Source organism: Streptomyces sp. NPDC045846, assembly GCF_056431605.1.
In genome coordinates this window covers 377,692-402,348 of the sequence record NZ_JBWKKJ010000002.1, presented here as the reverse complement: position 1 = coordinate 402,348, position 24,657 = coordinate 377,692, and the positions used below count along the sequence as shown (strand labels likewise).

General features: G+C 70.1%; 21 protein-coding genes and 2 tRNA genes. 4 read left to right on the top strand and 19 right to left on the bottom strand.

Annotated elements, in window-relative coordinates; genetic code table 11:
• Nucleotides 1–38: 38 nt before the first annotated feature.
• The 9 genes from AC07F3_RS06760 to folC form a co-directional block, all read right to left on the bottom strand.
• Nucleotides 39–1,589 (bottom strand): CYTH and CHAD domain-containing protein, encoded by a 1,551-nt coding sequence (locus AC07F3_RS06760; RefSeq protein WP_479111160.1) that lies wholly within the window; start codon nt 1,587–1,589, stop codon nt 39–41.
• Nucleotides 1,590–1,672: 83 nt separating this feature from the next.
• The gene (gene rodA, locus AC07F3_RS06755; RefSeq protein ID WP_479111158.1) at nt 1,673–2,866 is read right to left on the bottom strand and encodes a rod shape-determining protein RodA; all 1,194 of its coding nucleotides are present in this window, start codon (nt 2,864–2,866) and stop codon (nt 1,673–1,675) included.
• Between the two features lie 4 nt (nt 2,867–2,870).
• A complete protein-coding gene (gene mrdA, locus AC07F3_RS06750) occupies nt 2,871–5,087 on the bottom strand; it encodes a penicillin-binding protein 2 (RefSeq protein ID WP_479111156.1) in 2,217 nt (738 codons plus the stop codon).
• A 19-nt stretch (nt 5,088–5,106) separates the two neighbouring features.
• Nucleotides 5,107–5,781 carry a rod shape-determining protein MreD gene (mreD, locus tag AC07F3_RS06745; protein WP_479111154.1) on the bottom strand — a complete coding sequence of 225 codons (675 nt, stop codon included), beginning with the start codon at nt 5,779–5,781 and terminating at the stop codon, nt 5,107–5,109.
• A 12-nt stretch (nt 5,782–5,793) separates the two neighbouring features.
• Nucleotides 5,794–6,900, bottom strand: coding sequence for a rod shape-determining protein MreC (mreC, locus tag AC07F3_RS06740; RefSeq protein ID WP_479111152.1), 1,107 nt, complete (start codon nt 6,898–6,900; stop codon nt 5,794–5,796).
• A 123-nt stretch (nt 6,901–7,023) separates the two neighbouring features.
• The gene (locus tag AC07F3_RS06735) at nt 7,024–8,043 is read right to left on the bottom strand and encodes a rod shape-determining protein (RefSeq protein ID WP_053727412.1); all 1,020 of its coding nucleotides are present in this window, start codon (nt 8,041–8,043) and stop codon (nt 7,024–7,026) included.
• A 267-nt stretch (nt 8,044–8,310) separates the two neighbouring features.
• On the bottom strand, nt 8,311–8,724 hold the full coding sequence (gene ndk, locus AC07F3_RS06730; RefSeq protein WP_114036852.1) for a nucleoside-diphosphate kinase: 414 nt from the start codon (nt 8,722–8,724) through the stop codon (nt 8,311–8,313).
• Nucleotides 8,725–8,811: 87 nt separating this feature from the next.
• Nucleotides 8,812–9,162 carry a DUF4233 domain-containing protein gene (locus tag AC07F3_RS06725; protein WP_479111149.1) on the bottom strand — a complete coding sequence of 117 codons (351 nt, stop codon included), beginning with the start codon at nt 9,160–9,162 and terminating at the stop codon, nt 8,812–8,814.
• Nucleotides 9,163–9,166: 4 nt separating this feature from the next.
• Nucleotides 9,167–10,672: a bifunctional tetrahydrofolate synthase/dihydrofolate synthase gene (gene folC, locus AC07F3_RS06720; RefSeq protein WP_479111147.1), complete on the bottom strand. Its 1,506-nt coding sequence runs from the start codon at nt 10,670–10,672 to the stop codon at nt 9,167–9,169.
• A gap of 101 nt (nt 10,673–10,773) precedes the next feature.
• On the opposite strand from folC, the gene AC07F3_RS06715 reads away from it, so the two are divergent.
• Nucleotides 10,774–11,781 carry a rod shape-determining protein gene (locus tag AC07F3_RS06715; RefSeq protein ID WP_479111145.1) on the top strand — a complete coding sequence of 336 codons (1,008 nt, stop codon included), beginning with the start codon at nt 10,774–10,776 and terminating at the stop codon, nt 11,779–11,781.
• Between the two features lie 25 nt (nt 11,782–11,806).
• Here AC07F3_RS06715 and AC07F3_RS06710 read toward each other — a convergent pair whose 3' ends face one another.
• Nucleotides 11,807–12,967 (bottom strand): sensor histidine kinase, encoded by a 1,161-nt coding sequence (locus AC07F3_RS06710; protein WP_479111143.1) that lies wholly within the window; start codon nt 12,965–12,967, stop codon nt 11,807–11,809.
• A gap of 131 nt (nt 12,968–13,098) precedes the next feature.
• Here AC07F3_RS06710 and AC07F3_RS06705 point away from each other — a divergent pair, with 131 nt between their 5' ends.
• Nucleotides 13,099–13,665 (top strand): vitamin K epoxide reductase family protein, encoded by a 567-nt coding sequence (locus tag AC07F3_RS06705; protein ID WP_479111141.1) that lies wholly within the window; start codon nt 13,099–13,101, stop codon nt 13,663–13,665.
• Between the two features lie 91 nt (nt 13,666–13,756).
• Here the strand turns inward: AC07F3_RS06705 and AC07F3_RS06700 are convergent, their stop codons facing one another.
• Nucleotides 13,757–16,381 (bottom strand): valine--tRNA ligase, encoded by a 2,625-nt coding sequence (locus AC07F3_RS06700; protein WP_479111139.1) that lies wholly within the window; start codon nt 16,379–16,381, stop codon nt 13,757–13,759.
• A gap of 137 nt (nt 16,382–16,518) precedes the next feature.
• Between AC07F3_RS06700 and AC07F3_RS06695 the strand changes: the two genes are divergently transcribed.
• The gene (locus tag AC07F3_RS06695; protein ID WP_479111137.1) at nt 16,519–17,463 is read left to right on the top strand and encodes a hypothetical protein; all 945 of its coding nucleotides are present in this window, start codon (nt 16,519–16,521) and stop codon (nt 17,461–17,463) included.
• Between the two features lie 68 nt (nt 17,464–17,531).
• On the opposite strand, the gene clpX is transcribed toward AC07F3_RS06695, so the two are convergent.
• From clpX to AC07F3_RS06670, 5 genes are all read right to left on the bottom strand, one after another.
• Complete coding sequence (clpX, locus tag AC07F3_RS06690) at nt 17,532–18,824, bottom strand: ATP-dependent Clp protease ATP-binding subunit ClpX (RefSeq protein WP_053727404.1); 1,293 nt, start codon at nt 18,822–18,824, stop codon at nt 17,532–17,534.
• 176 nt (nt 18,825–19,000) lie between these two features.
• Complete coding sequence (locus tag AC07F3_RS06685; protein ID WP_114036844.1) at nt 19,001–19,690, bottom strand: ATP-dependent Clp protease proteolytic subunit; 690 nt, start codon at nt 19,688–19,690, stop codon at nt 19,001–19,003.
• A 44-nt stretch (nt 19,691–19,734) separates the two neighbouring features.
• Entirely contained in the window at nt 19,735–20,343 is a 609-nt protein-coding gene (locus AC07F3_RS06680; RefSeq protein WP_114036843.1) for an ATP-dependent Clp protease proteolytic subunit, read from the bottom strand.
• Between the two features lie 253 nt (nt 20,344–20,596).
• Nucleotides 20,597–21,991, bottom strand: a complete 1,395-nt coding sequence (gene tig / locus AC07F3_RS06675; protein ID WP_469834237.1) for a trigger factor — start codon at nt 21,989–21,991, stop codon at nt 20,597–20,599.
• Between the two features lie 198 nt (nt 21,992–22,189).
• Nucleotides 22,190–22,266: transfer RNA gene (locus tag AC07F3_RS06670), tRNA-Pro, on the bottom strand.
• 183 nt (nt 22,267–22,449) lie between these two features.
• Here AC07F3_RS06670 and AC07F3_RS06665 point away from each other — a divergent pair.
• Nucleotides 22,450–22,520, top strand: a tRNA-Gly gene (locus tag AC07F3_RS06665).
• 200 nt (nt 22,521–22,720) lie between these two features.
• On the opposite strand, the gene AC07F3_RS06660 is transcribed toward AC07F3_RS06665, so the two are convergent.
• The 3 genes from AC07F3_RS06660 to AC07F3_RS06650 all read right to left on the bottom strand — a co-directional run bounded on the left by AC07F3_RS06660 (nt 22,721) and on the right by AC07F3_RS06650 (nt 24,523).
• Nucleotides 22,721–22,915, bottom strand: coding sequence for a hypothetical protein (locus AC07F3_RS06660; RefSeq protein WP_479111135.1), 195 nt, complete (start codon nt 22,913–22,915; stop codon nt 22,721–22,723).
• A 129-nt stretch (nt 22,916–23,044) separates the two neighbouring features.
• Nucleotides 23,045–23,524, bottom strand: coding sequence for an HD domain-containing protein (locus tag AC07F3_RS06655; RefSeq protein WP_479111133.1), 480 nt, complete (start codon nt 23,522–23,524; stop codon nt 23,045–23,047).
• Between the two features lie 186 nt (nt 23,525–23,710).
• Nucleotides 23,711–24,523, bottom strand: a complete 813-nt coding sequence (locus tag AC07F3_RS06650; RefSeq protein WP_479111131.1) for an ABC transporter ATP-binding protein — start codon at nt 24,521–24,523, stop codon at nt 23,711–23,713.
• Between the last annotated feature and the right edge of the window lie 134 nt (nt 24,524–24,657).

Here is a 24,657-nt window from a genome sequence, read left to right as displayed (position 1 = left end):
TAGCGTAACGCGAGCCGGGTCGCCCCCTCACCCGGCGATCATCCGGCCGTCAGGCGCCTGCGCAGTTTCGGCGCGCTCGCGCGGGCCCAGACGCCGGGCAGCTCGCTCTCCCGCAGCGCCGCGGTGGCCTCCTCCTGGCCGTACAGGAGCCCCCAGGTGAACGCGGACTCGCCGGCCGCGTGGGCCTGGATGGCCAGGAGCCGCAGGGCGTCGCGGGCGACCACGCTGTCCTGGTGGTCGCCGAGCACGTTCTGCACGGCCTTCATACGCTTGGCGAACTTGGTGGCGGGCTTGCCGAGCGCGGGGGCGGCGGCCTCGGCGGCGTACCGGGCGCGCTTGGCTGCCTTGCGGGCCTCGTGCATGGCGAGGTCGCGCTGGTGGCCGGGGGCCAGGTCGAGCGCGGTGCGGACCCGGCCCGCGAGCCGGTCGTAGTCCTTGAGGACGGCCTTGGGCAGGACGTCGGCGACGGGCTTCTCGGCGCCGGGGAGCAGCGGCGGGGCCGCGAGCAGCGCGTCGAGGGAGCCGAGCAGGGCGAGGTGGCGCTCGCTGTCGAGCACGGCGACGGTGCGGCGCCGGGAGCCCGCGCGGCGGGCCACCGACCAGAGGCGGAGCCGGCCGCGCACCGGCCCGAGGAGCAGGGTGCGGGGCACGGCGGCGATGCGGTCCCGCAGGCGTTCGGCGAGCACCTCCTGGTCGCGGTCGACGCCGAGCTCGGCCGCGAGCCATTTGAGCTCGGCGCCGACGGGGTCGGTGGCACCCCGGTCGAGGACCTTGCCGTACGACTTGAACGCGCTGCGCAGGCGACGGGTGGCGACCCTCATCTGGTGGACGGAGTCGGGCAGCTCGCGGCGGACGGCCGGGTCGAGGGCCACGAGCGCGTCGCGCTGGGCGCGCAGGTAGCCGAGGACGTGGGCGCCCGCGGTGCCGTCGGCGGGCCCGGTCCGCGGTGTCCGCCCGGTCTCGCCGGGCGGGTTCGGGGCCGTCTCGCGCAGCGCCCTTGCGACCTTGGACGGGCTCGTCGAGGGCCGGATGCCCGCCTTGCGCAGCCGTTTCTCCACATTGTCCAGGATGCTCTCGTCGTCGACGCCGTCGGCGAGTTCGACCTCGATCTCGGTCCAGGCTGCCGTCGTGGAGCCGTCGCGCAGCCCCTCGGCGCGGACGGTGTCGATGCTGAGCTCGGCGAGCAGGGTGCGGTCGTCGGCGAGCAGGTGGCGTACGTCGCGGGAGGACAGCAGGCGTACGACGGGAAGGAGCTCGCCGTCGCGGACGCGGGAGCGCAGCAGCGCGGACAGCGAGGCCGGGAGACGGTCGGAGAGCGGGGCCCGCACCTCGTCGCGGACGCCCGCGGCGACCGGGAACTTCAGGTGCCAGCCGGCGTCGGCACCGCCCGTTCTGCGGCGCAGGGTGAGCGAGTCGGCGTCCAGGCGCAGGTCAGCAGTGTCGTAGTAGACGGCGTCGAGGTCGACGACTCCCTGGTCGACGACGTCGGCGACGCCGGGGATCCGGGTCAGGTCCGGAAGGGGCGCCCGGTCCCCGTCGGACGGTGTGAACTCGAATTTCCGCTCGATCTCGCGCTTCGTGTCCGCCATGACCAGAATCTAGACGCGATCGGCGGGCGGCGGCAGGGCCACGGACCGGCCATCCTCGCGGGGCCGGTCCGGGCCGCTGCCCGCTAGGCCGTTATCGGCCGCTGCACCCGGATCGACTGGAGCAGCCCTATGGCGACCCACACCGCGAACATGGACGAGCCTCCGTAGGAGACGAAGGGCAGCGGGATGCCCGCCACCGGCATGATGCCGAGCGTCATGCCGATGTTCTCGAAGGACTGGAAGGCGAACCAGGCGATGATTCCGGCCGCGACGATGGTGCCGTACAGCTCCGTGGTCTCGCGGGCGATGCGGCAGGCGCGCCACAGGACGACGCCGATCAGCACGATGATCAGGCCCGCGCCGACGAAGCCGAGTTCCTCTCCGGCGACCGTGAAGACGAAGTCCGTCTGCTGTTCGGGGACGAACTGGCCGGTGGTCTGCGAGCCCTTGAAGAGCCCGGTGCCGGTCAGGCCGCCCGAGCCGATCGCGATCCTCGCCTGGCTGGTGTTGTAGCCGACGCCGGCCGGGTCGAGGTTGGGGTTGGCGAACGCGGCGAAGCGGTTGATCTGGTACTTGTCCAGTATCCCGAGCGCGGCGACCAGGACCGAGCCGACCACACCGGCGCCGAGCAGCCCGAAGACCCAGCGGTTGGAGGCCCCGGAGGCCAGCAGCACGCCGAGGATGAGCACCACGATGACCATGGTCGAGCCGAGGTCGGGCATCAGCATGATGCAGCCGATCGGGATCAGCGCGAGGCCGAGGGCCTTCATCACCGTGCGGTGGTCGGGGTGCGGTTGGTCGCCCGCGTCCACCCGGGCCGCGAGCAGCATCGCCATGCACAGGATGATCGCGATCTTGGCGAACTCGGAGGGCTGGAGGGAGAACCCGCCGCCGAGCACGATCCAGGAGTGCGCGCCGTTGACGGTGGCGCCGAGCGGCGAGAGCACCGCGAGCAGCAGCAGGATGGACAGCCCGTACAGGATGGGCACGGCGCCGCGCAGGGTGCGGTGGCCCAGCCAGATGGTGCCGATCATCAAACAGAGCCCGATGCCGGCGTTCATGATGTGCCGGATCAGGAAGAAGTACGGGTCACCCTGGTTGATGCTGGTGCGGTTGCGGGTCGCCGACCACACGAGGAGCGAGCCGATCAGGCACAGCGCGAGGGCCGAGAGCAGCAGCGGCCAGTCGAGTCTGCGCAGCACCGAGTCGCGTGCCGTCAGCTTGGCGAAGGCGCCGCGCTCCTTGGGGGCGTAGCGCTGGACGGAGAAGCCTGCCATGGCGCTAGTCCCTTCGTGGGTTGCGGTTGTCGACGTTGGTGGCCGGGCTGCTGTTCGGCTGCGGCTGACCGTCGGGCTGCTTGGGGTCCTTGCCCTTGGTCTTGCCGGCGTCCGGGTCGTAGGCGGCGACCGTCGGGGCGTCGATGGAACCGTCGGCCTGGATCTTGGGCAGGGACTGCTCGGGCTGCGGCAGCAGGGCGCGCTTGAGGTCCTGCTTGCCGGAGTCGTCGACGCCGTACATCGCCTCGTAGATCTTGCGCACGGCCTCACCGGAGGCGCCGGAACCCGTACCGGCCTGGGCGATGGTCATGACGACCGTGTAGTCCTTGGAGTACGTGGCGAGCCACGAGGTGGTCTGCTTGCCGTAGACCTCGGCGGTGCCGGTCTTGGCGTGCAGTTCGATCTTGTCCTGCGGCCAGCCCTGGAACTTCCAGGCGGCGGTGCCGCCGGTGATGACGCCCGCGAGGGCCTTGTTCATGCCGTCGAGGGTGGCCTGGGTGATCGGCAGCCTGCCGTTGACCTTCGGCTGGATCTCCTGGACGTTCTTGCCGTCGGCGCTGACGATCGCCTTGCCGATGGTCGGGGCGTGCATGGTGCCGCCGTTGGCGAGCGCCCCGTAGATCATGGCCTCCTGGATCGGCGTGACGAGGGTGTCGCCCTGGCCGATGGAGTAGTTGATCGAGTCGCCCTCGCGCATCTTGTTGCCTTCGAGGCAGTTCTCGTACGAGATCTTCTCGACGTAACTGCCGTCCTTCTTGCCGGTCTTGCACCAGCTGTCCTTGTTGGCCGCCCAGTAGTTCTCCTTCCACTGGCGGTCCGGGACGCGGCCGGTGACCTCGTTGGGCAGGTCCACGCCGGTGGGCTTGCCGAGGCCGAACTGGTGGGCCGCCTTGTAGAAGTAGTCCTTGGGCTGGCCCTTCTTCGGGTTGATGCCGCCGTCCCGCTTCCACTCGTTGTCGGCGAGCCCGTAGAAGACGGTGTCGCAGGAGACCTCCAGGGCGCGGCCGAGCGAGATGGGGCCGAAGTTCTCCCCCTCGAAGTTCTTGAAGACCTGGCCGCCCACGGAGTACGAGCTGGTGCAGGGGTAGCCGCCGTCCCACTTGTAGCCCGCCTCGACCGCGGCGGCCGTGGAGACCACCTTGAACGTCGAGCCGGGCGCCGCCTGACCCTGTATGGCGCGGTTCAGCAGCGGATAGTCGCTGTCCTTGCCGGTGAGGGCCTGGTAGTCCTTGCCGGAGATGCCGCCGACCCAGACGTTCGGGTCGTAGGTGGGGGCCGAGGCCATGGCCACGATGCGGCCCGTCTTGGCCTCCATCACGACGACGGCGCCGGAGTCCGCCTTGTAGTTCTCGTTGGTGATCTTGTCGAACTGCTTGCGGGCCTCGACCATCGCGTTGTTCAGCTCGTACTCGGCGACGGCCTGCACGCGTGCGTCTATCGACGTGACGACGTTGGAGCCGGGCTGCGCCTTGTCGCTCTGCGCCTGCCCGATGACCCGCCCGAGGTTGTCCACCTCGTACCGGGTGATGCCCGCCTTGCCGCGCAGCTGCTTGTCGTACGTGCGCTCGAGGCCGGAGCGGCCGACCTGGTCGGAGCGCAGGTAGGGCGAGTCGCTGTTCTTCGCCTTGGTGATCTCGTCGTCGGTGACGGGCGAGAGGTAGCCGAGCACCTGGGCGGTGTTGGCCTTGCCGGGCGCGGGGTAGCGGCGTACGGCGGTGGGGTCGGCGGTGATGCCGGGGAAGTCCTCGGAGCGTTCGCGGATCTGGAGGGCCTGCTGGGTGGTGGCCTTGTCGGTGACCGGGATCGGCTGGTACGGGGAGCCGTTCCAGCAGGGCTTGGGGGTCTTGGCGTCGCAGAGCCTGACCTTGTCCATGACGTCCTGCGGCTTCATGCCGAGCACCGCGGCGAGCCGGGTCAGGACGGCCTTGCCGCGGTCGGGCATCTTCGACAGGTCGGTGCGCGAGGCGGAGACCACCAGACGCGTCTCGTTGTCGGCGAGCGGCACGCCGCGGGCGTCGAGGATCGAGCCGCGCACGGCGGGCTGGACGACCTGCTGGACGTGGTTGTTCTTGGCCTCGTCCTCGTACTCCTGGCCGTTGCGGATCTGGAGGTACCACAGGCGTCCGCCCAGCGTCAGCAGGAGCGAGAAGACCAGGACCTGGATGATGATGAGCCGGATCCGCACCCGGGGGGTGCGGCCGGTCTCAGGGATGTTGCTCATGCCGTGACGACCCCCTGGTTCACAGTCGCTTGACGCCCTTGATGCGGCCCGCGCGGGCCGCTCTGTTCCTGGCGGCCTTGATCCGCAGACCGCCGCGCTGGTTGCCGATGCGCAGGCCGGTGCCGCCGGAGAGCCAGCCGGAGGTGATGTTGCTCTTGGGGCCGCCGTTGCCGGTGGTGTCGGCGAGCGGGTCGTTCTCGGCCCGCCGGGCGATGGCCATGATCAGCGGCACGGTGAACGGCGCGAGCAGCAGGTCGTAGACCGCGGCCGTGAACAGCAGGCTGGGCAGGCCGACGTGGCGGGCCGCGGTGTCCCCGACGAGCGCGCCGACCAGGGCGTAGAGCAGCGTCGACCCGATGGCCGCGCCGACCACCACCAGCATCGGCCCGACGGCCGTGCGCAGCCGTCCGTGGTCGGGCTTGGCGAGGCCCGCGAGGTAGCCGATCACGCAGAGCACCAGGGCGTAGCGCCCGGCCGCGTGATCGGCGGGGGGTGCGAGGTCGGCGAGCAGCCCGGCGCCGAAGCCGACGAAGGCGCCGCCGACGTGGCCGTAGACCAGCGCCAGGCCGAGCACGGTCAGGAGCACCAAGTCCGGTACGGCGCCCGGGAGTTGGAGGCGGGCGAGCACGCTCACCTGGACCACGAGGGCGACGACGATCAGGGCGGCGGAGAGGATGACCCTGTTGACACGCATCTGGATCAGCTCCTACTGCTCGCCGTCGGCGTTCGCGTTGCCGTTCGGCTCACCGTTGGGGTTGGGCGGATTCGCGTTCCCGGCCGGGGGGTTGGCCTGGCCCGGCGAGGGGTTGGCGTTGCCGTTGGGGCGGTTGGCGTTCGCGTTCGGGTCGGGGTTGGCGACCGCGTTCTCGTTGGCGATCGGGGTGTTGCCCTGGCCGTTGGGGGTCGCGGGCGGGGAGGCCGTGACGGTGACCGTCGGGGTCGGGGTCGGCTGGGGCTTGGCGGGCAGCACCTGGTCGCGCGGGTCGGTGCGCGGGGCCTGGACGACGACGCCGACGATGTCGAGCTTGGTGAAGCCGACGTAGGGGCGTACGTAGATGGTGCGCGTGAGGTCGCCGCCCGAGGGGTCGACCTTGACGACCTCGCCGACCGGGACGCCCGGCACGAACGGCTTGTCGGCCTGCGAGCCGAAGGTCACCAGGCGGTCGCCCGGGTTGACCTTGGCCTTGCCGTTGAGCAGCTGCACGGACAGCGGCCGGTCGCCGTGGCCGGTGGCGAAGCCCAGTTCGTCACTGTTCTCCATCCGGGTGCCGACGGTGAAGTCGGGGTCGTTGGCGAGCAGCACGGTGGAGGTGGAGGGGCCGACGGTGGTGACCCGGCCGACCAGGCCCTCGCCGTTGAGCACCGTCATGTCGCGCTGGATGCCGTCGCGGGACCCGGCGTCGATGGTGACCGTCCAGGAGAAGCCCTGGGCCGCTCCTATGGCGACGACCTGGGCGGCCTTGATGCCGTACTGACCCTCGCCGGCGGTCTTCAGCATCGAGTCGAGCTGGTTCAGACGGCTGCGGTTGCGGGAGTCGCTGCCGAGCTTCTGCTTGAGCGCCTCGTTCTCGGCCTGAAGGGCGGAGATCTTGTCGTGGCGCCTGCCGGAGTCGCGCACCGCGCCGATCGCGTTGCCGACCGGGTCGACGGCGGCCGCGACCCCGTTCTCCACCGGCCCGAAGACGGCGGCGGCGGCCTGCCGGGCGCCGTCCACCGGTGAATTCGCCCCGCCTCTGATATCGACCGTGATCAGCGCGAACGCTACGGCGATCAGCAGCACCAGGAGCAGCCGGCTCTCTCGTGTGTCCCTCACGTGCGGCGGCCGTGCCTTCCTCGTAGGAATGTGGGTGATCTACAAGATCTCTTCGATCTGTATATCAACGATCCGCCGTACGGGTTGGCAGTGACCCATACGGCGGACAGCAGGCCCCGGGAGCTATCTGCGGGGCTGCGCGTCGAGCACCTGCTGGAGCGCCTCGAACTCCTCGACGCACTTGCCGGACCCGAGGGCGACCGAGTCCAGCGGGTCCTCGGCGATGTGGATCGGCATGCCGGTCTCGCGGCGCAGCCGCTCGTCCAGGCCGCGCAGCAGGGCGCCGCCGCCGGTCAGCACGATGCCGCGGTCCATGATGTCGCCGGAGAGCTCCGGCGGGCACTTGTCGAGGGTGGTCTTCACGGCGTCGACGATCGCGTTGACGGGCTCCTCGATCGCCTTGCGCACCTCGGCGGCGGAGATCACGACGGTCTTCGGCAGGCCGGAGACGAGGTCGCGGCCGCGGATCTCGGTGTGCTCGTCCTTGTCGAGGTCGTACGCCGAACCGATGGTGATCTTGATCTGCTCGGCGGTCCGCTCACCGAGGAGGAGGGAGTACTCCTTCTTGATGTGCTGGATGATCGCGTTGTCGAGCTCGTCGCCGGCGACCCGGATCGACTGCGCCGTGACGATTCCGCCGAGCGAGATCACGGCGACCTCGGTGGTGCCGCCGCCGATGTCGACGACCATGTTGCCGGTGGCCTCGTGGACCGGCAGGCCCGAGCCGATGGCCGCGGCCATGGGCTCCTCGATGATGTGCACCTGGCGGGCGCCGGCCTGCGTGGAGGCCTCGATGACGGCGCGGCGCTCGACTCCCGTGATGCCCGAGGGCACGCAGACCACGACGCGCGGGCGGGCCAGGTACCGGCGCTTGTGGATCTTCAGGATGAAGTAGCGGAGCATCCGCTCGGTGATCTCGAAGTCGGCGATCACGCCGTCCTTCAGCGGTCGTACGGCCACGATGTTGCCCGGCGTACGGCCGATCATCTTCTTGGCTTCCGCGCCGACCGCCAGGATGCCGCCGGTGTTGGTGTTGATGGCGACGACGGACGGCTCGTTCAGGACGATTCCGCGGCCCCTGACGTACACCAGCGTGTTGGCGGTCCCGAGGTCGACAGCCATGTCACGGCCGATGAACGACATTTTGTTGCTCCCCATGAGGATGCGTCCGGCCTTCCCTAATCGAGCGTTGACGGCTTCTCAGGTCGGCGAGGTGGCTGCGTTGAGCGTGAGGCCCCATCGTAGTCCGGCCTGCGCGGACACGGCGCGGTGGTCCACCTCAGTATGGGTGACGTCGTGTCGGGGCGATGCGTTCCCGAAGTCGGCCCGCATATGCCGGGGGGCGACCGAAATTCCTTCGGTCGCCCCAGGTCATGAGCGCTATATGGCTGACATTCCGTCAGGAAATGATCAGGCGCGGCCCGGGAAGAAGATCTTCAGTTCTCGCTCCGCGGACTCCTCGGAGTCCGAGGCGTGGATGAGGTTCTCCCGGACGATGGTCCCGAAGTCGCCACGGATCGAACCGGGGGCCGCCGCGATCGGATCGGTGGGACCCGCCAACTGGCGTACGCCCTCGATGACGCGCTCCCCCTCGACCACCAGGGCGACGACCGGACCCGAGGACATGAACTCCACGAGCGGCTCGTAGAAAGGCTTGCCCTTGTGCTCGCCGTAGTGCTGCTCCAACGTGTCCTGATCCAGGGTGCGCAGCTCCAGAGCGGTGATCTGCCAGCCGGCCTTGCGCTCGATGCGGCCGATGATCTCGCCGACCAGCGAGCGACGGACGGCGTCCGGCTTGAGGAGGACGAGGGTGCGCTGCGTCATGGTGTACGGCTCCTTGGCAAACGTGTGCGGTCCGCCGAGATTACCGGGTGTAGCTGAACCGCCGTCACCCGGTACCACCGCCGCGCCTCAGCCCTGGGGCTGGGCCTCCGCCTGCGCCGCGAAGCGGGCCTTCGCCTCGTCGATCTTGCGGCCGTAGTGGACCGAGGCCCACCACAGCGCCGCGAAGAGGGCGCCCATGAAGAACATCAGCGGGACCGCGAAACCGCTCGCGATCAGGGCGATCTGGAGCGCCCAGCCGAGCTCCACACCGCCGCGCCGGCCCAGCGTCCCGCAGAGCAGGACCGAGAGCAGCATGCCGATGCCGCAGACCGTCCACACGGTGGTGGTCGCGAGGTCCGGGTCCTTCATCGCGACCAGGCCCGCGAAGGCGATCACGAAGAATTCACCGATCAGGGTGGACGCGCAGAGCGTACGCATCGGCTCAGCCCCTCTTCAGCAGCAGCCGGGCATCGCCGACCGTGAACACGGAGCCGGTGACGAGGACGCCCGCGCCCGCGTACTCGTCCTCCTCCTCGGCCAGGGTGATGGCGGCCTCGATGGCGTCGTCCAGGCGCGGCTCGACCACGACCCGCTCGTCGCCGAAGACCTCGACGGCGAGCGCGGCCAGCTCGTCCACGTCCATGGAGCGCATGGAGGTGTTGGCGGTGACGACGACCTCGGCGAGGACCGGCTCGAACGCTTCGAGCAGCCCCTTCACGTCCTTGTCGGCGCTGGCGGCGACCACGCCGATCAGGCGCGAGAAGCCGAACGCCTCGGTCAGGCCGTCCGCGGTGGCGCGGGCGCCCGCCGGGTTGTGCGCGGCGTCCAGGACCACGGTCGGCGAGCGGCGCACGACCTCCAGGCGGCCCGGCGAGACGACGGAGGCGAACGCCTTGCGGACGGTGTCGATGTCGAGCGGCCCCGCCTGCTGCGAGCCGACGCCGAAGAACGCCTCGACCGCGGCGAGCGCCACCGCCGCGTTGTGCGCCTGGTGGGCTCCGTACAGCGGGAGGAAGACCTCCTCGTACTCGCCGCCGAGGCCGCGCAGCGTCAGGAGCTGGCCGCCGACGGCGACCTCGCGGCCCACGATGCCGAACTCCATGCCCTCGCGGGCCACCGTGGCGTCCGTCTCGACGGCCTTCTTCAGCATGACCTGCGCCGCGTCCACCGGCTGCTGGGCCAGGATGACGGTCGCGCCCTGCTTGATGATCCCGGACTTCTCGACGGCGATCTCGGCCGGCGTGTTGCCCAGCCGGTCGGTGTGGTCGAGGTCGATGGGGGTGACGACCGCGACGCCCGCGTCGATCACGTTCGTCGCGTCCCAGGAGCCGCCCATGCCGACCTCGACGACGGCCACGTCCACCGGGGCGTCCGCGAAGGCCGCGTACGCCATGCCGGTGAGGACCTCGAAGAAGGAGAGCCGGAACTCCTCCCTGGCGTCCACCATCTCGACGTACGGCTTGATGTCCTCGTACGTCTCGATGAAGCGCTCGGCGGGGATCGGGAGGCCGTCCAGGCTGATCCGCTCGGTGATCGACTGGATGTGCGGCGAGGTGTAGCGGCCGGTGCGCAGCTCGAAGGCGCCGAGCAGGGCCTCGATCATGCGGGCGGTGGAGGTCTTGCCGTTGGTGCCGGTGATGTGGATCGTCGGGTAGGCGCGCTGCGGCTCGCCCAGGACGTCCATCAGCGCGGCGATGCGGCGCACGGACGGCTCCAGCTTGGTCTCGCCCCAGCGGCCCGCGAGCTCCGTCTCCACCGCGCGCAGCGCCGCGTCCACCTCGGGGTCGGCGGGGCGGGCGGGCACGGCCTCGCCCTGGGGCGGGCCGCCGTGGGTGCGCAAGGTGCGGCTGCCGGCCTCGATCACCGCCAGGTCGGGGTCTCTGTCGGTCTCGGCTTCGACGATTCCGTCGAAGTCATCGGCTTCACTGCGGTCGGGCTGCTCGGTCACGAGGCCAGTCTACGGACGACCACCGACAGGACCTTGGACCCGCCCCTTTCGGGACCTTCGGCCCCCGGGTCCCCCGGCCCGCCCCGGCAAACTTGGCGATCATGGACATAGGGATCGACCTCGGCACCGCCAACACGCTTCTCTACGCCCGGGGGCAGGGCATCGTGCTCAACGAGCCGTCCGTGGTGGCGATGAAGGAGGGCGGGCGCACGGCCCTCGCGGTCGGCACGGAGGCCAAGGAGACCATCGGCCGCACCCCCGGCTCGATCACCGCGATCCGGCCGCTGCGCGACGGCGTGATCAGCGACTACGAGGCGGCGGAGGAGATGATCCGCCACTTCGTGAAGAAGGCGGTGCCCGGCCGCCGCCCGCGCACCCGCATGGTGGTGTGCGTGCCGAGCGGGGTGACCCCGGTGGAGCGGCGCGCGATCGTGCACGCCTCGCAGCGGGCCGGCGCCAAGGCCGTGCACCTCATCGAGGAGCCCATGGCGGCGGCGATCGGGGCCGGGCTCCCGGTGGCCGAGCCGCGCGGCTCGATGGTGGTGGACATCGGCGGCGGCACCACCGAGGTCGCGGTGATCTCGCTGGGCGGCATCGTCACCTCGCAGTCCCTGCGGGTGGGCGGCGACCGCCTGGACACCGCGATCACCGACTACGTCCGCAAGGAGCACTCGCTGCTCATCGGCGAGCGCACCGCCGAGGACGTCAAGTGCGCGATCGGGTCGGCGTGGCCGGTGCCGGGCGACGAGGAGCTGGAGGAGCGGGTCTTCACGGTCCGGGGCCGCGAGAAGGTGCGGGGCCTGCCCAAGACGCTCCGGCTCACCGCGCGCGAGGTGCGGGCCGCGCTCGACGAACCGGTCGAGTCGATCATCGCGGCGGTGCGGGTCACCCTGGAGGAGTGCCCGCCGGAGCTGTCGGGCGACGTGATGGAGCACGGCATCGTGCTGACCGGCGGCGGCGCGCTGCTGCCGGGCCTCGACCTGCGGATGGCGTCGGCGACCGGCATCCCGGTGTTCGTGGCGGACGACCCGCTGGACTGCGTGGTGCTCGGCTCGGGCAGGTGCGTGGAGGACTTCGACCAGTTGCAGAGGCTCCTGGCGAGCGCCTGACCCGCGGCGCGCCCTGCCCGGCCGGTCAGCCGACCGTACCGGCCGGAAGGGTCGCCCGGACCTCGTACGTGGTGTCGGTACGGGTCGTGGCGAGCGAGCCGCCCATGCTCTCCACCCGCTCCCGCATCGAGAAGGTCCCGGTGCCGGTGGAGACCGGGGCCTTCACGGGCGCCGAGCGGGGCAGCGGGTTCTGGACGGTGACCACCAGGTCCCCGTCCGCGAGCCGGATGGTCACCGCGACCGGCTCGCCCCGCGCGTGCTTGACCGAGTTCGTCAGGCACTCCTGGACCACCCGGTACACCGCCGCCTGGCGCAGCGGGGACAGCCGGTGGGCGGCCGGTTCGATGTCGAGCCCGACCGGCGTGCCCGCGGCGTGGCTCTCCTCGGCCAGAGCGAGCAGCCCGTCGAGCCCGGGCGTGGCGGTGCGCTCGTCGGCGCGCCGCACGATGATCTCGTTCAGCATCAGATGGGCCCGGCGCGCGGTGTCCGCGAGCTCCTCGAAGTCCTTGTGGTGCGGCTCGTTCCTGGCCCGCATCGCGAGCACCTCGGAGCGCACCGCGAGCATCGTCAGCTCCCGGCCCACCATGTCGTGCACGTCGCGGGCCACCGAGACCCGCTCGGCCTGCACGGCGTGCAGGGCCGCGGTCTCGGCGCGCTGGGCCTCCAGCTCCCGCACCAGGTCGTGCCGGTAGGCGGAGATCCCGACGCCGGAGGCGAGCACGCCCACCGGCACCACGATCGCCAGGAACGAACTCAGCGTCTCGCCCCGGCTGTCGGGCCAGCCCGGCAGGTTGAACAGGGCGTACGCCACCGCGATGTACCCGCAGGTGGCGAGGATGCTCGCGCGCCGGCCCCGGAAGCGGCCGAGCGAGTACAGCGCGAACTGCACGAGGTTCAACTGGTGCAGCCAGCCCAGGAAGACCAGCGCGACCAGATACGGCAGCCACGGCCAGCGGCGCCGGAAGAGCAGGGTGGCCGCGCCCAGCGCGAGGACGGGGGGCGCGGTGTAGCTGTTGAGGGAGTTGTCCGCCTTGGCGAGGCCGGGCACGTCCAGGACCATCAGGCCGAAGCAGCTCAGCGCGATCAGCACGTCCAGGGCGCGCTCCTCGCCCACCCAGCGCGCGCTCGCGGCACGCGCCGCCGCCAGCGCGCGCTGGGGCGCGGAGGAGGCGGGCGGGGTGTGCATGCCTTCCATCATCCAAGGTCTTTGGGCCCGAACGCCTAAGCCGAACGGCCCAAATTTAGTGATATGTCGCACGCGGCTTCTGCCCGTTCGGCCCTCCCCCGATGGCCGTCCGCCTGCTTAGCGTTGAGGCCATGCCAGCCTCCACCTCCCGCCGTCCGGCGCGCGGCACCGCCCTGCTCCTGCTGATCGGCGGACTGCTCGGCACCCTCGCCTCGGCCGCCCTGACCGCCGACCGCGTCCATGTGCTGGAGGACCCGGCCTTCTCCCCCGGCTGCTCCATCAACGCGGTGCTGAGCTGCGGCGACGTCATGGACACCTGGCAGGGCAACCTGCTCGGCTTCCCCAACATGCTGCTCGGCGTCGGCGCGTTCGCGGCCCTGGCCGCGCTGGGGCTCGCCCTGGTGGCGGGCGCCGCCTTCCCGCGGTGGCTGTGGCTCGGCATCTGGGCGGGTGTCGCCGCGGGCTTCGCCTTCACGGTCTGGCTGATCGGCCAGTGCCTGTACGTCATCGGGGCGCTCTGCCCTTGGTGCCTGCTGGTGTGGGCGGTGATGATCCCGCTGTTCTGGTACGTCACCCGCCACGTCGCCGGGCCCCGCTCCTGGGTGCGCCGGGTGGCACCGCACTGGCTGGTCCCGCTCGCGATGTACGCGGTGGTGGCGGCGCTGGTGTGGGCGGAGTTCGGCGACCGCCTGTTCTGAGCGCCTCGTCCTTCCGTACGCATGAGGAAGGCCCCCGGGGTCGATTCCCGGGGGCCTTCCTCATGTGCGTATGCCCGTAGGGGCGTCCGGATCAGCCCTGGGGCAGGCCGGCGATCTGGCGGGTGATGCGCTCGATGTCGGCCTCGGCCTTGGCGAGCCGCGTACGGATCTTGTCGACCACGTTGTCCGGGGCCTTCGCGAGGAAGGCCTCGTTGCCGAGCTTCTTGTTCGCGTCGGCCTTCTCCTTCTCGGCCGCGCCGAGGTCCTTGGTCAGACGCTTGCGCTCGGCCTCGACGTCGATGGTGCCCGACAGGTCGAGCGCGACCGTGGCACCCGCGACCGGCAGCGAGGCCGTGGCGTGGAAGCCCTCCCCGGCCGGCTGGAGGCGCAGGAGCTGACGGATGGCGGCCTCGTGCGGGGCCAGCGCGGTGCCGGTCAGGGTGAGCTCGGCCGGGACCTTCTGGCCGGGCTGGAGACCCTGGTCGGAACGGAAGCGCCGGACCTCGGTGACGACCTGCTGGACCAGCTCGATCTCGCGCTCGGCGGCCTCGTCGCGGAAACCGCTGTCACGGGGCCAGTCGGCGACGACGAGGGACTCGCCGCCCGTCAGCGTCGTCCACAGGGTGTCGGTGACGAACGGGACGATGGGGTGCAGGACCCGCAGCATCACGTCGAGCACCTCGCCCAGGACCCGGCCCGAGACCTTGGCCTGCTCGCCGCCCGCGAAGAACGTCGTCTTGGACAGCTCGACGTACCAGTCGAAGACCTCGTCCCACGCGAAGTGGTAGAGCGACTCGCTGAGCTTCGCGAACTGGTAGTCCTCGTAGTACGCGTCGACCTCGGCCACGGTCTTGTTCAGCCGGGACAGGATCCAGCGGTCGACCGCCGACAGCTGCTCCACGGGCGGGAGTTCGCCCTCGACGGTGGCGCCGTTCATGAGCGCGAACCGCGTCGCGTTCCAGATCTTGTTGGCGAAGTTGCGGGACGCCTGGACCCAGTCCTCGCCGATCGGCACGTCCGCGCCGGGGTTGGCGCCCTTGGCCAGGGTGAACCGGACGGCGTCCGAACCGTAGGCGTCCATCCAGTCGATCGGGTCGACCGCGTTCGGGTTGGACTTCGACATCTTCTTGCCGAACTCGTCACGCACCAGACCGGTCAACGCGACCGTCTTGAACGGGACTTCGCCGTCCATCGCGTACAGGCCGAACATCATCATCCGGGCGACCCAGAAGAAGATGATGTCGTGGCCGGTGAGCAGGACGTCGGTCGAGTAGAACTTCTCCAGGTCCGGGGTCTTCTCCGGCCAGCCCAGCGTGGAGAACGGCCACAGACCGGAGGAGAACCAGGTGTCCAGGACGTCGGGGTCCTGGTGCCAGCCGTCACCGCTCGGCACCTCGTCGTCGGGTCCGACGCAGACGACCTGGCCCTCCGGGCCGTACCAGATCGGGATGCGGTGGCCCCACCACAGCTGGCGCGAGATGCACCAGTCGTGCATGTTGTCGACCCAGTCGAAGTACCGCTTCGACATGTCCTCGGGGTGGATCTTGACCCGGCCGTCGCGGACCGCGTCACCGGCGGCCTGCGCGAGCGGGCCGACCTTGACCCACCACTGCATGGACAGGCGCGGCTCGACGGTCGTCTTGCAGCGCGAGCAGTGGCCGACGGAGTGCATGTACGGCCGCTTCTCGGCGACGATGCGGCCCTGCTCCTTGAGCGCCCCGACGATCGCCGAACGCGCCTCGTAGCGGTCCAGGCCCTGGAAGGGGCCCGGGACGGTGATGACGCCGCGCTCGTCCATGACGGTGATGGAGTCGAGGTCGTGCCGCTGCCCGATGGCGAAGTCGTTCGGGTCGTGCGCCGGGGTCACCTTGACGCAGCCCGTGCCGAACTCGGGGTCGACGTGCGCGTCCGCGACCACCGGGATGGAGCGGTCGGTGAGCGGCAGCTTGATGAGCCTGCCGATGAGGTGCTGGTAGCGCTCGTCGTCCGGGTGGACGGCGATGGCGGTGTCACCCAGCATCGTCTCGGCGCGGGTGGTGGCGACGACCAGGGTGTCGTCCCCCTCGCCGTACTTCAGCGAGACCAGCTCGCCCGGGTCCTCCTGGTACTCCACCTCGATGTCGGAGATGGCGGTCAGGCAGCGCGGGCACCAGTTGATGATGCGCTCGGCCCGGTAGATCAGCTCGTCGTCGTAGAGGTTCTTGAAGATGGTCTGGACGGCCTTGGACAGGCCCTCGTCCATGGTGAACCGCTCACGCGTCCAGTCGAGCCCGGCACCCAGCCGCTTGAGCTGGCCCAGGATCCGGCCGCCGTACTCGCCCTTCCACTGCCAGACGCGCTCGGTGAAGGCCTCGCGCCCCAGGTCGTGCCGGGACTTGCCCTCCTCGGCGAGCTGCTGCTCGACCTTGTTCTGCGTGGCGATGCCCGCGTGGTCCATGCCGGGCAGCCACAGCGTCTCGTACCCCTGCATCCGCTTGCGGCGGGTGAGGGCGTCCATGAGCGTGACCTGGAAGGCGTGCCCCAGGTGCAGCGCGCCCGTGACGTTCGGCGGCGGGATGACGATGGTGTACGGGTCCTTCTCGGACCCGGCGTCAGCGGTGAAGTAACCGCGCTCTACCCAGCGCTCGTACAGCTTCCCCTCTACCTCGGCCGGCGCGTACTGGGTCGGCAGTTCGGTGATGGGCGCTGGATTCTGCTGCTGAGTGTTCTCGGTCACGGGCCCAGTTTAGGGGTGTCACGGGCCGGTACTGAAACGGGAATGTTTGGTAACGGTGAGCCCCCCGATGCACCGCCTCGGCGGCCCTTCGGCCAGGATGTCTGGATCGGATAAGCATTCCTAGGGGGAACCCAGCAATGAGCTACAACCAGCCGGGCCCGTACGGCGGCCAGCCACAGCAGCCCGGCCCGTACGGCCAGCAGCCTCCGCAGCAGCCGTACGGGCAGCCCGGTCCGCAGCAGCCCGGCTACGGCTACCCGCAGCAGGCCCCGCAGGGCGTTCCGCCGCAGCAGCCCTACGGATACCCGCAGCAGCAGCCGTACGGCCAGCCGCCCCAGCAGCCCCCGTACGGCCAGCAGCCGCCGTACGGCGCCCCGATGCAGCCCATGCCCCCGGCCCCGCCGAAGAAGAAGACCGGCGTCATCATCACGGCGGTCGTCGTGGCGGTCGCGGTCATCGGCGGCGGCGTGTGGTTCCTGACGAAGGGCGGCGGCGCGAGCAACAGCGACGTGTCGGCGAGCACCAAGGGGTACAAGGTCGTGCCGCCGGCCTCGGTCGACGAGTACAAGAAGAACGGCTCCGACAAGACGCTGCCCATGACGGACGACGAGAAGGCGAAGGCCGAGGCGGTCTCCGTCAAGAACCCGCAGCAGGTCTCCGCGGCCTACAAGGCCGGGGACAACCCGCTGGCCGTCAAGGGGCTCAACCTGCAGGGGTTCTGGGGCGAGATCGGTGACCCGGCGAAGGTGGTCGACTCGTCGTTCCAGAACGTCAAGAACAGCAAGGACCCGAGCGTCACGATCGAGCTCGTCGGCGAGGCCAAGCCGTACAAGCCCGCCGGGTTCTCCGGCGCGCTGATGAAGTGCCAGAACCTCAAGTTCAACACCACCGCCAGCGGCAGCTCGGGTGCGGCGACCCCCAAGAACATCATGGTCCCCGCGTGCGTGTGGGCCGACTACAGCACCTATGGCGTGGTGACCATGGTGGACATGGCCAAGGCCGCCACCGGTGGCGGCCCGTCGCTGGACGACGTGGCCAAGGAGACGGCCACGCTGTACAACACGGCCCGCCAGAAGGCCTGACGACAGCCCAAAGGGGCGCCCGGTCAAGGAAGTTGACCGGGCGCCCCTTTGTCGTACGGGGGTGGGCGCTACGCGCTCTTCTCGTGGCGGCCGTCGTTCTTGACGATGCGCGGCTCGCGCGGGACCAGGGTCGGGTTCACGTTGTTGCGGACCACGTCCGCCGTGATGACGACGCGGGCGACGTCCTTGCGGGACGGGACCTCGTACATCACCGACTGGAGGACCTCCTCCATGATGGCGCGCAGGCCGCGCGCGCCGGTGCCGCGCAGGATGGCCTGGTCGGCGATGGCCTCCAGGGCCGGGCGGTCGAAGTCCAGCTCCACGCCGTCGAGTTCGAAGAGCCGCTGGTACTGCTTGACCAGCGCGTTGCGCGGCTCGACGAGGATCTGGAGGAGCGCTTCGCGGTCGAGGTTGTGGACCGAGGTCAGGACGGGGAGGCGGCCGATGAACTCGGGGATCATCCCGAACTTCACCAGGTCCTCCGGCATGACCTCCTGGAACTGGTCGCTGGCCTCGATCTCGCGCTTGGAGCGGATCGTCGCGCCGAAGCCGATGCCCTTGGCGCCGGCCCGGGACTCGATGATCTTCTCCAGGCCCGCGAAGGCGCCGCCCACGATGAACAGCACGTTCGTCGTGTCGATCTGGATGAACTCCTGGTGCGGGTGCTTGCGGCCGCCCTGGGGCGGGACCGAGGCGGTGGTGCCCTCCAGGATCTTCAGCAGGGCCTGCTGGACGCCTTCGCCCGATACGTCGCGCGTGATCGACGGGTTCTCGCTCTTGCGGGCGACCTTGTCGATCTCGTCGATGTAGATGATCCCGGTCTCGGCCTTCTTGACGTCGTAGTCGGCCGCCTGGATCAGCTTGAGCAGGATGTTCTCGACGTCCTCGCCCACGTACCCCGCCTCGGTGAGCGCGGTGGCGTCGGCGATGGCGAACGGCACGTTGAGCATGCGTGCCAGCGTCTGGGCGAGCAGTGTCTTGCCGGAGCCGGTGGGGCCGAGCAGCAGGATGTTGGACTTGGCGAGCTCGATCGCGTCGTCGCGGCCCTGCGCGCCGCCGTTCTCGCCGGCCTGCACGCGCTTGTAGTGGTTGTAGACCGCCACCGAGAGGGCCTTCTTGGCGGGCTCCTGCCCGACGACGTACCCCTCGAGGAACTCGTAGATCTCGCGCGGCTTGGGGAGTTCCTCCCACCGCACCTCGGAGGACTCGGCGAGCTCCTCCTCGATGATCTCGTTGCAGAGGTCGATGCACTCGTCGCAGATGTACACCCCGGGGCCTGCGATGAGCTTCTTCACCTGCTTCTGGCTCTTTCCGCAGAACGAGCACTTGAGCAGGTCGCCGCCGTCACCGATGCGTGCCACGAGGTGCTTCCCCTTCGCCTGGGAGGCGCCATGTGCGCCGCCTCCTGGTGCCTACTGCGTGTTCCGGGGGGACACCCCCAGACCCCCTACCGACGGTACCTTGCCGAGCCCCTCGTTCGGGCCCCCCTTGGCGCGGTTCACTTTGACGTGGACCGCGCCAAGTGCGCCGGAACGGCTCAGGCCGCGGCGGAGGTCGTCGTCTTGCGCGTGGAAACGATCTGGTCGACCAGACCGTAGGACAGCGCGTCCTCGGCCGTGAGGATCTTGTCGCGCTCGATGTCGTCGCGGATCTTCTCGATCGGCGTCGTCGAGTGCTTGGCCAGCATCTCCTCCAGCTGCGAACGCATCCGGAGGATCTCGTTGGCCGCGATCTCCAGGTCGGAGAGCTGCTCGCGGCCGGTGCCGCCCGAGGGCTGGTGGATCAGGACGCGGGCGTTCGGCAGCGCCATGCGCTTGCCCGGCGTGCCGGCGGCGAGCAGGACGGCGGCGGCGGAGGCCGCCTGGCCCATGCAGACCGTCTGGATGTCGGGCTTCACGAACTGCATGGTGTCGTAGATCGCCGTGAGGGCGGTGAAGGAACCACCCGGGCTGTTGATGTAGATGGAGATGTCGCGGTCCGGGTCCATCGACTCCAGGCACAGCAGCTGCGCCATCACGTCGTTGGCGGACGCGTCGTCGATCTGCACGCCGAGGAAGATCACGCGCTCCTCGAAGAGCTTCGCGTACGGGTCGTACTCACGCACGCCCTGCGAGGTGCGCTCGACGAAGCGCGGGACGATGTAGCGGTTGTCGACCTGCGGGCCGGTGTAGAGGCCGCTCGCGTTGGCCGAAGGGCCGGAGAAGTTGCTCATTGGGGTGTTCACCATCCTGGTGGCGTTCAGTGGGCGGGGAAAGCGGTGCGGGTCGGGGCTCAGGCCCCGGTGCCGCCGCCGCCCGGAACGCCCGAGGCAGCGGAGATGATCTCGTCGATGAGGCCGTACTCCTTGGCCTCCTCCGCCGTGTACCAGCGGTCGCGGTCGCCGTCGCGGATGATCGTCTCGACGGTCTGGCCGGAGTGCGCGGCAGTGATCTCCGCCATGCGCTTCTTCGTACGGATCAGGTACTCGGCCTGGATCTTGATGTCGGAGGCGGTGCCACCGATGCCGGCGGAGCCCTGGTGCATCAGGATGTCGGTGTTGGGGAGCGCGAAGCGCTTGCCCGCGGTGCCGCCGGTCAGCAGGAACTGGCCCATCGAGGCCGCCATTCCCATGCCGATGGTGACGACGTCGTTCTGGATGTACTGCATGGTGTCGTAGACCGCCATGCCCGCCGTCACCGAGCCACCGGGGCTGTTGATGTACAGGTAGATGTCCTTGTCCTGGTCGGCAGCGGCCAGCAGGAGCATCTGGGCAGTGATCTTGTTGGCGATCTCGTCGTCGACCTGCTGGCCGAGGAAGATGATGCGGTCGTTGAGCAGTCGGCTGTAGACCTGGTCGCCGAGGCCACCACCGAGGGACGGCTCACCGGCGGCGTAAGGCATCAGATTCGTCACGTATCCACCTGCTCGTCTCTGACGGCTCCGGCCGTCTCAGCGTCTTCGTTCCGGGGGTGCGGACTCCGGCTCGCCAGACTCCACCACCCTCGTATTCATGGACCCTAACGCGCAGGTGGGACAACGCCATCCCGGTTCCCGAACTGTTCGCTCGGAGCGCAAGGTGGTTGAAGCGGAATCACGTACGAAGAAGGGCCCGTACGCGGTGCGCACGGGCCCTTCCCAGACATCAGGCCGAGGCTCAGGCCTCGGTCTTCTCCTCGTCGGAGGCGTCGGCGGACTCGCCCTCGGCGGCCGCGACGACGGCCTCGGCGAGCTCGTCCTCGTCGTCCTCGAGGTCGACGACCTCACCGTTGGTGTCGGTGACCTTGGCGGCCTCGACGACCACGGCCAGCGCCTTGCCGCGGGCGACCTCGCCGACGAGCATCGGCACCTGGCCACCCTCGACGACGGCCTGGGCGAACTGGTCCGGGCTCATGCCGGAGGAGGCCGCACGCCGCATGAGGTGCTCGGTGAGCTCCTCCTGGTTGACGTTCAGCTTCTCCTTGTTGACGAGCTCGTCCAGGATGAACTGCGTCTTGATGCCCTTGACCGCCTGCTCCTCGGTCTCGGCGGTGAACTCTTCCTCGGTCTTGCCCTGGATCTCCAGGTACTTGGCGAGGTCGATGCCCATCTGGCCGAGCTGGTGGTGCTCGAGGTTGTGCTTGCGGGTCTGGATCTCGTCCGCGAGGAGCTTCTCGGGGATCGGGACCTCGGCCAGCTTCAGGAGCTCGTCCAGGACGCGCTCCTGGGCCTGGGTGGCCTGGTCGTACTGCTTCATGTTCTCGAGGCGCTTGCGGCTGTCGGCCTTGAGCTCGTCCAGGGTGTCGAACTCCGACGCGAGCTGCGCGAAGTCGTCGTCCAGGGCGGGCAGTTCACGGGCGGCGACCTGGGTGACCTTGACGGTGACCTCGGCCTCCTTGCCCTCGGCCGAGCCGCCCTTGAGCTCGGAGGTGAAGGTGGCCTCGCCACCGGCCTCCAGGCCCTTGACGGCGTCGTCGATGCCTTCGAGGAGCTCGCCGGAACCGATGGTGTACGAGACACCCTCGGCCACGCCGTCCTCCAGGACCTCGCCGTCGACCTTGGCCTGCAGGTCGATCGTCACGACGTCGCCGTCCTCGGCGGCACGCTCGACGGGGGAGGTCGAGGCGAAGCGCTCGCGGAGCTGCTCCACGGACTTCTCGACGTCCTCGTCGGTGACCTCGACGGCGTCAACGGTGACCTCGATGCCGGAGTAGTCCGGGATCTCGATGGTCGGGCGGATGTCGACCTCGGCGGTGAAGTTCAGCGTCTCGCCGTCCTTCAGCTCGGTGATGTCGACCTCGGGCTGACCCAGCGGGTTGAGCTCCGCCTCGTTGATCGCCTCGGTGTAGAACTTCGGAAGCGCGTCATTGACGGCCTCTTCGAGCACGGCGCCACGACCGAACCGCTGGTCGATCACGCGGGCCGGGATCTTGCCCTTGCGGAAGCCCTTGACCGTGACCTGCTGGTTGATCTTCTTGTACGCCGCGTCGAGGCTGTCCTTGAGCTCCTCGAAGGGCACCTCGACAGTGAGCCGAACCCGAGTCGGGTTCAGGGTCTCCACGGCGCTCTTCACGGTTCGGTCTCCTTGTGGCTGACTTCTTTGGGGTTCTGCCGCAGACCGACGGTCTGGAGCGGATGGGGCCCGGTACATCGGATTCATCAGACACACGGGCACGCAGCTTGCATAGTAACCGCTAGCGGGATGCCTCCCACAATGTGATCTTGATACGCGGAGAACGCGGAGCCCCGTCGCGCGAGACGTCGGTGACGCTGGTCGGGGTGGCGGGATTTGAACCCACGGCCTTCCGCTCCCAAAGCGGACGCGCTACCAAGCTGCGCCACACCCCGTCGGTGCGACACGTAGGGTACATGCCCGGCGGGCCCGCGTCGGCCGGTTTGCCGCGCGGCCGCGGGTCCCGACCGCCCGGCCGCGAGCGGCGCGGACGACTGCCCCGGAACGCGGTGTGCACGCCCGGGGTGCGACCCGCTACGATGCTCTACGAGCCGCGGTCGCGATGACCTGCGGCGCTCGCGGGCGTAGCTCAATGGTAGAGCCCTAGTCTTCCAAACTAGCTACGCGGGTTCGATTCCCGTCGCCCGCTCTTGAAGGACCGAAGGGCCCGGCAGCTCGGCTGCCGGGCCCTTCGGCGTGCTCAAGGGTGCCGGGCGCGACGGCGGGGGCCGCTCCCGGGCGGGACGCGGGGCGCCGCCCGCCGTCCGTTCCCGCGTACGCGGATCACCACTGCCCGCGCACGCGTACGCGCTCCGTCCGCGGGGGACGGGACCTGCCTCTTCGCGGAGGTCAGAACTTGATCTGGTTGATCGTGTCCGCTATCGAGGTCAGGAAGCGCTGGATCGAGGGGGCCATGCCCGTCGAGGCCAGGAAGAAGCCGAAAAGTATCGCCACGATGGCCGGCCCGGCCTTGATGGAGCCACCGCGGATGAGCACCACGAGGACGACCGCCAACAGCAGCACCACTGACAGTGAAATGGCCACAACTGATCACACACCCTTGGTCGGTCCGCCTTGCCGGCCCGGGAACATGCCGCGCACACCCCCGCGATGACTATCGTGCCACCAACACCCCAGTGGTGGTTCCCGGGTGACGGATCGCCAAGGTAAGGATCAGGCCAACCGCGAGTTCGGCTCAAGGGGTTGCGGGAGGCCCAGCAGGCGGCGTACCTCGGTGTACTTGGCCGCGAGGCGGGTACGGGTCGTCTCGTCCAGGACGGCGAGGCGGGCCGGATCGGCGTTGTGTGCGAGGTCGGCCGCCTTGATCAGGAGGGCGCCCTCGGTCGCGAGGATCCGCCCGGTGTACGACTCGACCGGCTCGCCCGGGCGTTTGGTGAGGGCCAGCACCAACTCCTTCACCGCGTGCGGGAGTTGGGCGGATTCCAGCCACTGGAGGGACAGCGCGTCGTCCTCGATCGCGTCGTGCAGCCAGGCCGCCTTGATCTGGTCCTCGGTGCCGCCACGTGCCCGTACGCCCTCGGCCACCGCGGCCAGGTGCTCGGCGTAGGGGCGGCCCGCCTTGTCGGTCTGGCCCTCGTGGGCGGCTCGGGCGAGGGTCTCGACCTCGCTCAGGGTCATCGGCTTTGCAGACATGCCGGCGACTCTACGGGCGCGGGGCGGTTCACCGGAGCCGATCGTGTAGTGCACGCGGTGGTCGGCGGCAGCCACGACGGGGCGGCCGCGTAACGCTGGGGCGGGGCGGGGGCGGTGATTTTGGTGGCGAGCAGGAGGCCGCAGGCGGAGACGATCATCGGGTCGAGGTGGGCGGCCGGGCCGGGGTCAGGCCGCTGCCGCTCCCGCGACGGAGGGCCGCGCCGTCAGGGTGGTCATGCGGGACGCGATCTGGGTCGGGGAGGCCGCGCGGAGGGCGTCGGCCAGGGCGCCGTCGGCCAGGAACAGGACCTGGTCGGCGTGGGCGGCGGCGGTCGGGTCGTGGGTCACCATCACCACCGTCGCGCCGAGCGTGTCGACCGCGCCCCGGAGCAGGGCGAGGACCTCGGCCGCGGTGGTCGTGTCCAGCGCGCCCGTCGGCTCGTCGGCGAAGATCACGTCGGGGTCGGTGACCAGGGCCCGGGCGATCGCGACGCGCTGCTGCTGGCCGCCCGAGAGCTCACCGAGGTGGCGGCCGCCCTTCCCGTCCAGGCCGACCCGCGCGAGGAGTTGGGCCGCGCGGCGCCGGTCGGGCCGGTCCCCCGCGAGCCGCATCGGCAGGACCACGTTCTGCTCGACCGTCAGCGAGGGCAGCAGGTTGAAGGCCTGGAAGACGAAGCCGAGGCGGGAGCGGCGCAGCTCGGTGAGCTTGTTCTCGCTCATGCCGGTGATCTCGGTGCCGCCCAGCCGGACCGAGCCGTCGGTGGGCCGGTCGAGGCCCGCCGCACACTGCAGGAACGTCGACTTGCCGGAGCCCGACGGGCCCATCACCGCGGTGAAGCTGCCCCGGGGCAGGGCGAGGTCGATGCCGCGCAGGGCGTGCACGGCGGACGCGCCGCGGCCGTACTGCCGCCGCACCCCGCGCAGTTCGACGGCCCAGTCGTGGGCGGGCGCCGCGTCCGCGGCCACCCGCCGTGTGGTCTTGGCCCGTCGCAGTGCCATGGCCGCTGCCCTCCGCTCGTCGTGGCCGACGCGCTCGCGCCGACCCTTCGAACCTACGGACCGGGACGGACGCCAGCCATGGCGGTCGCCGGTGGATCAAGGGTGGGGCTGACCCCACCCCGAGGCGCGGCGGC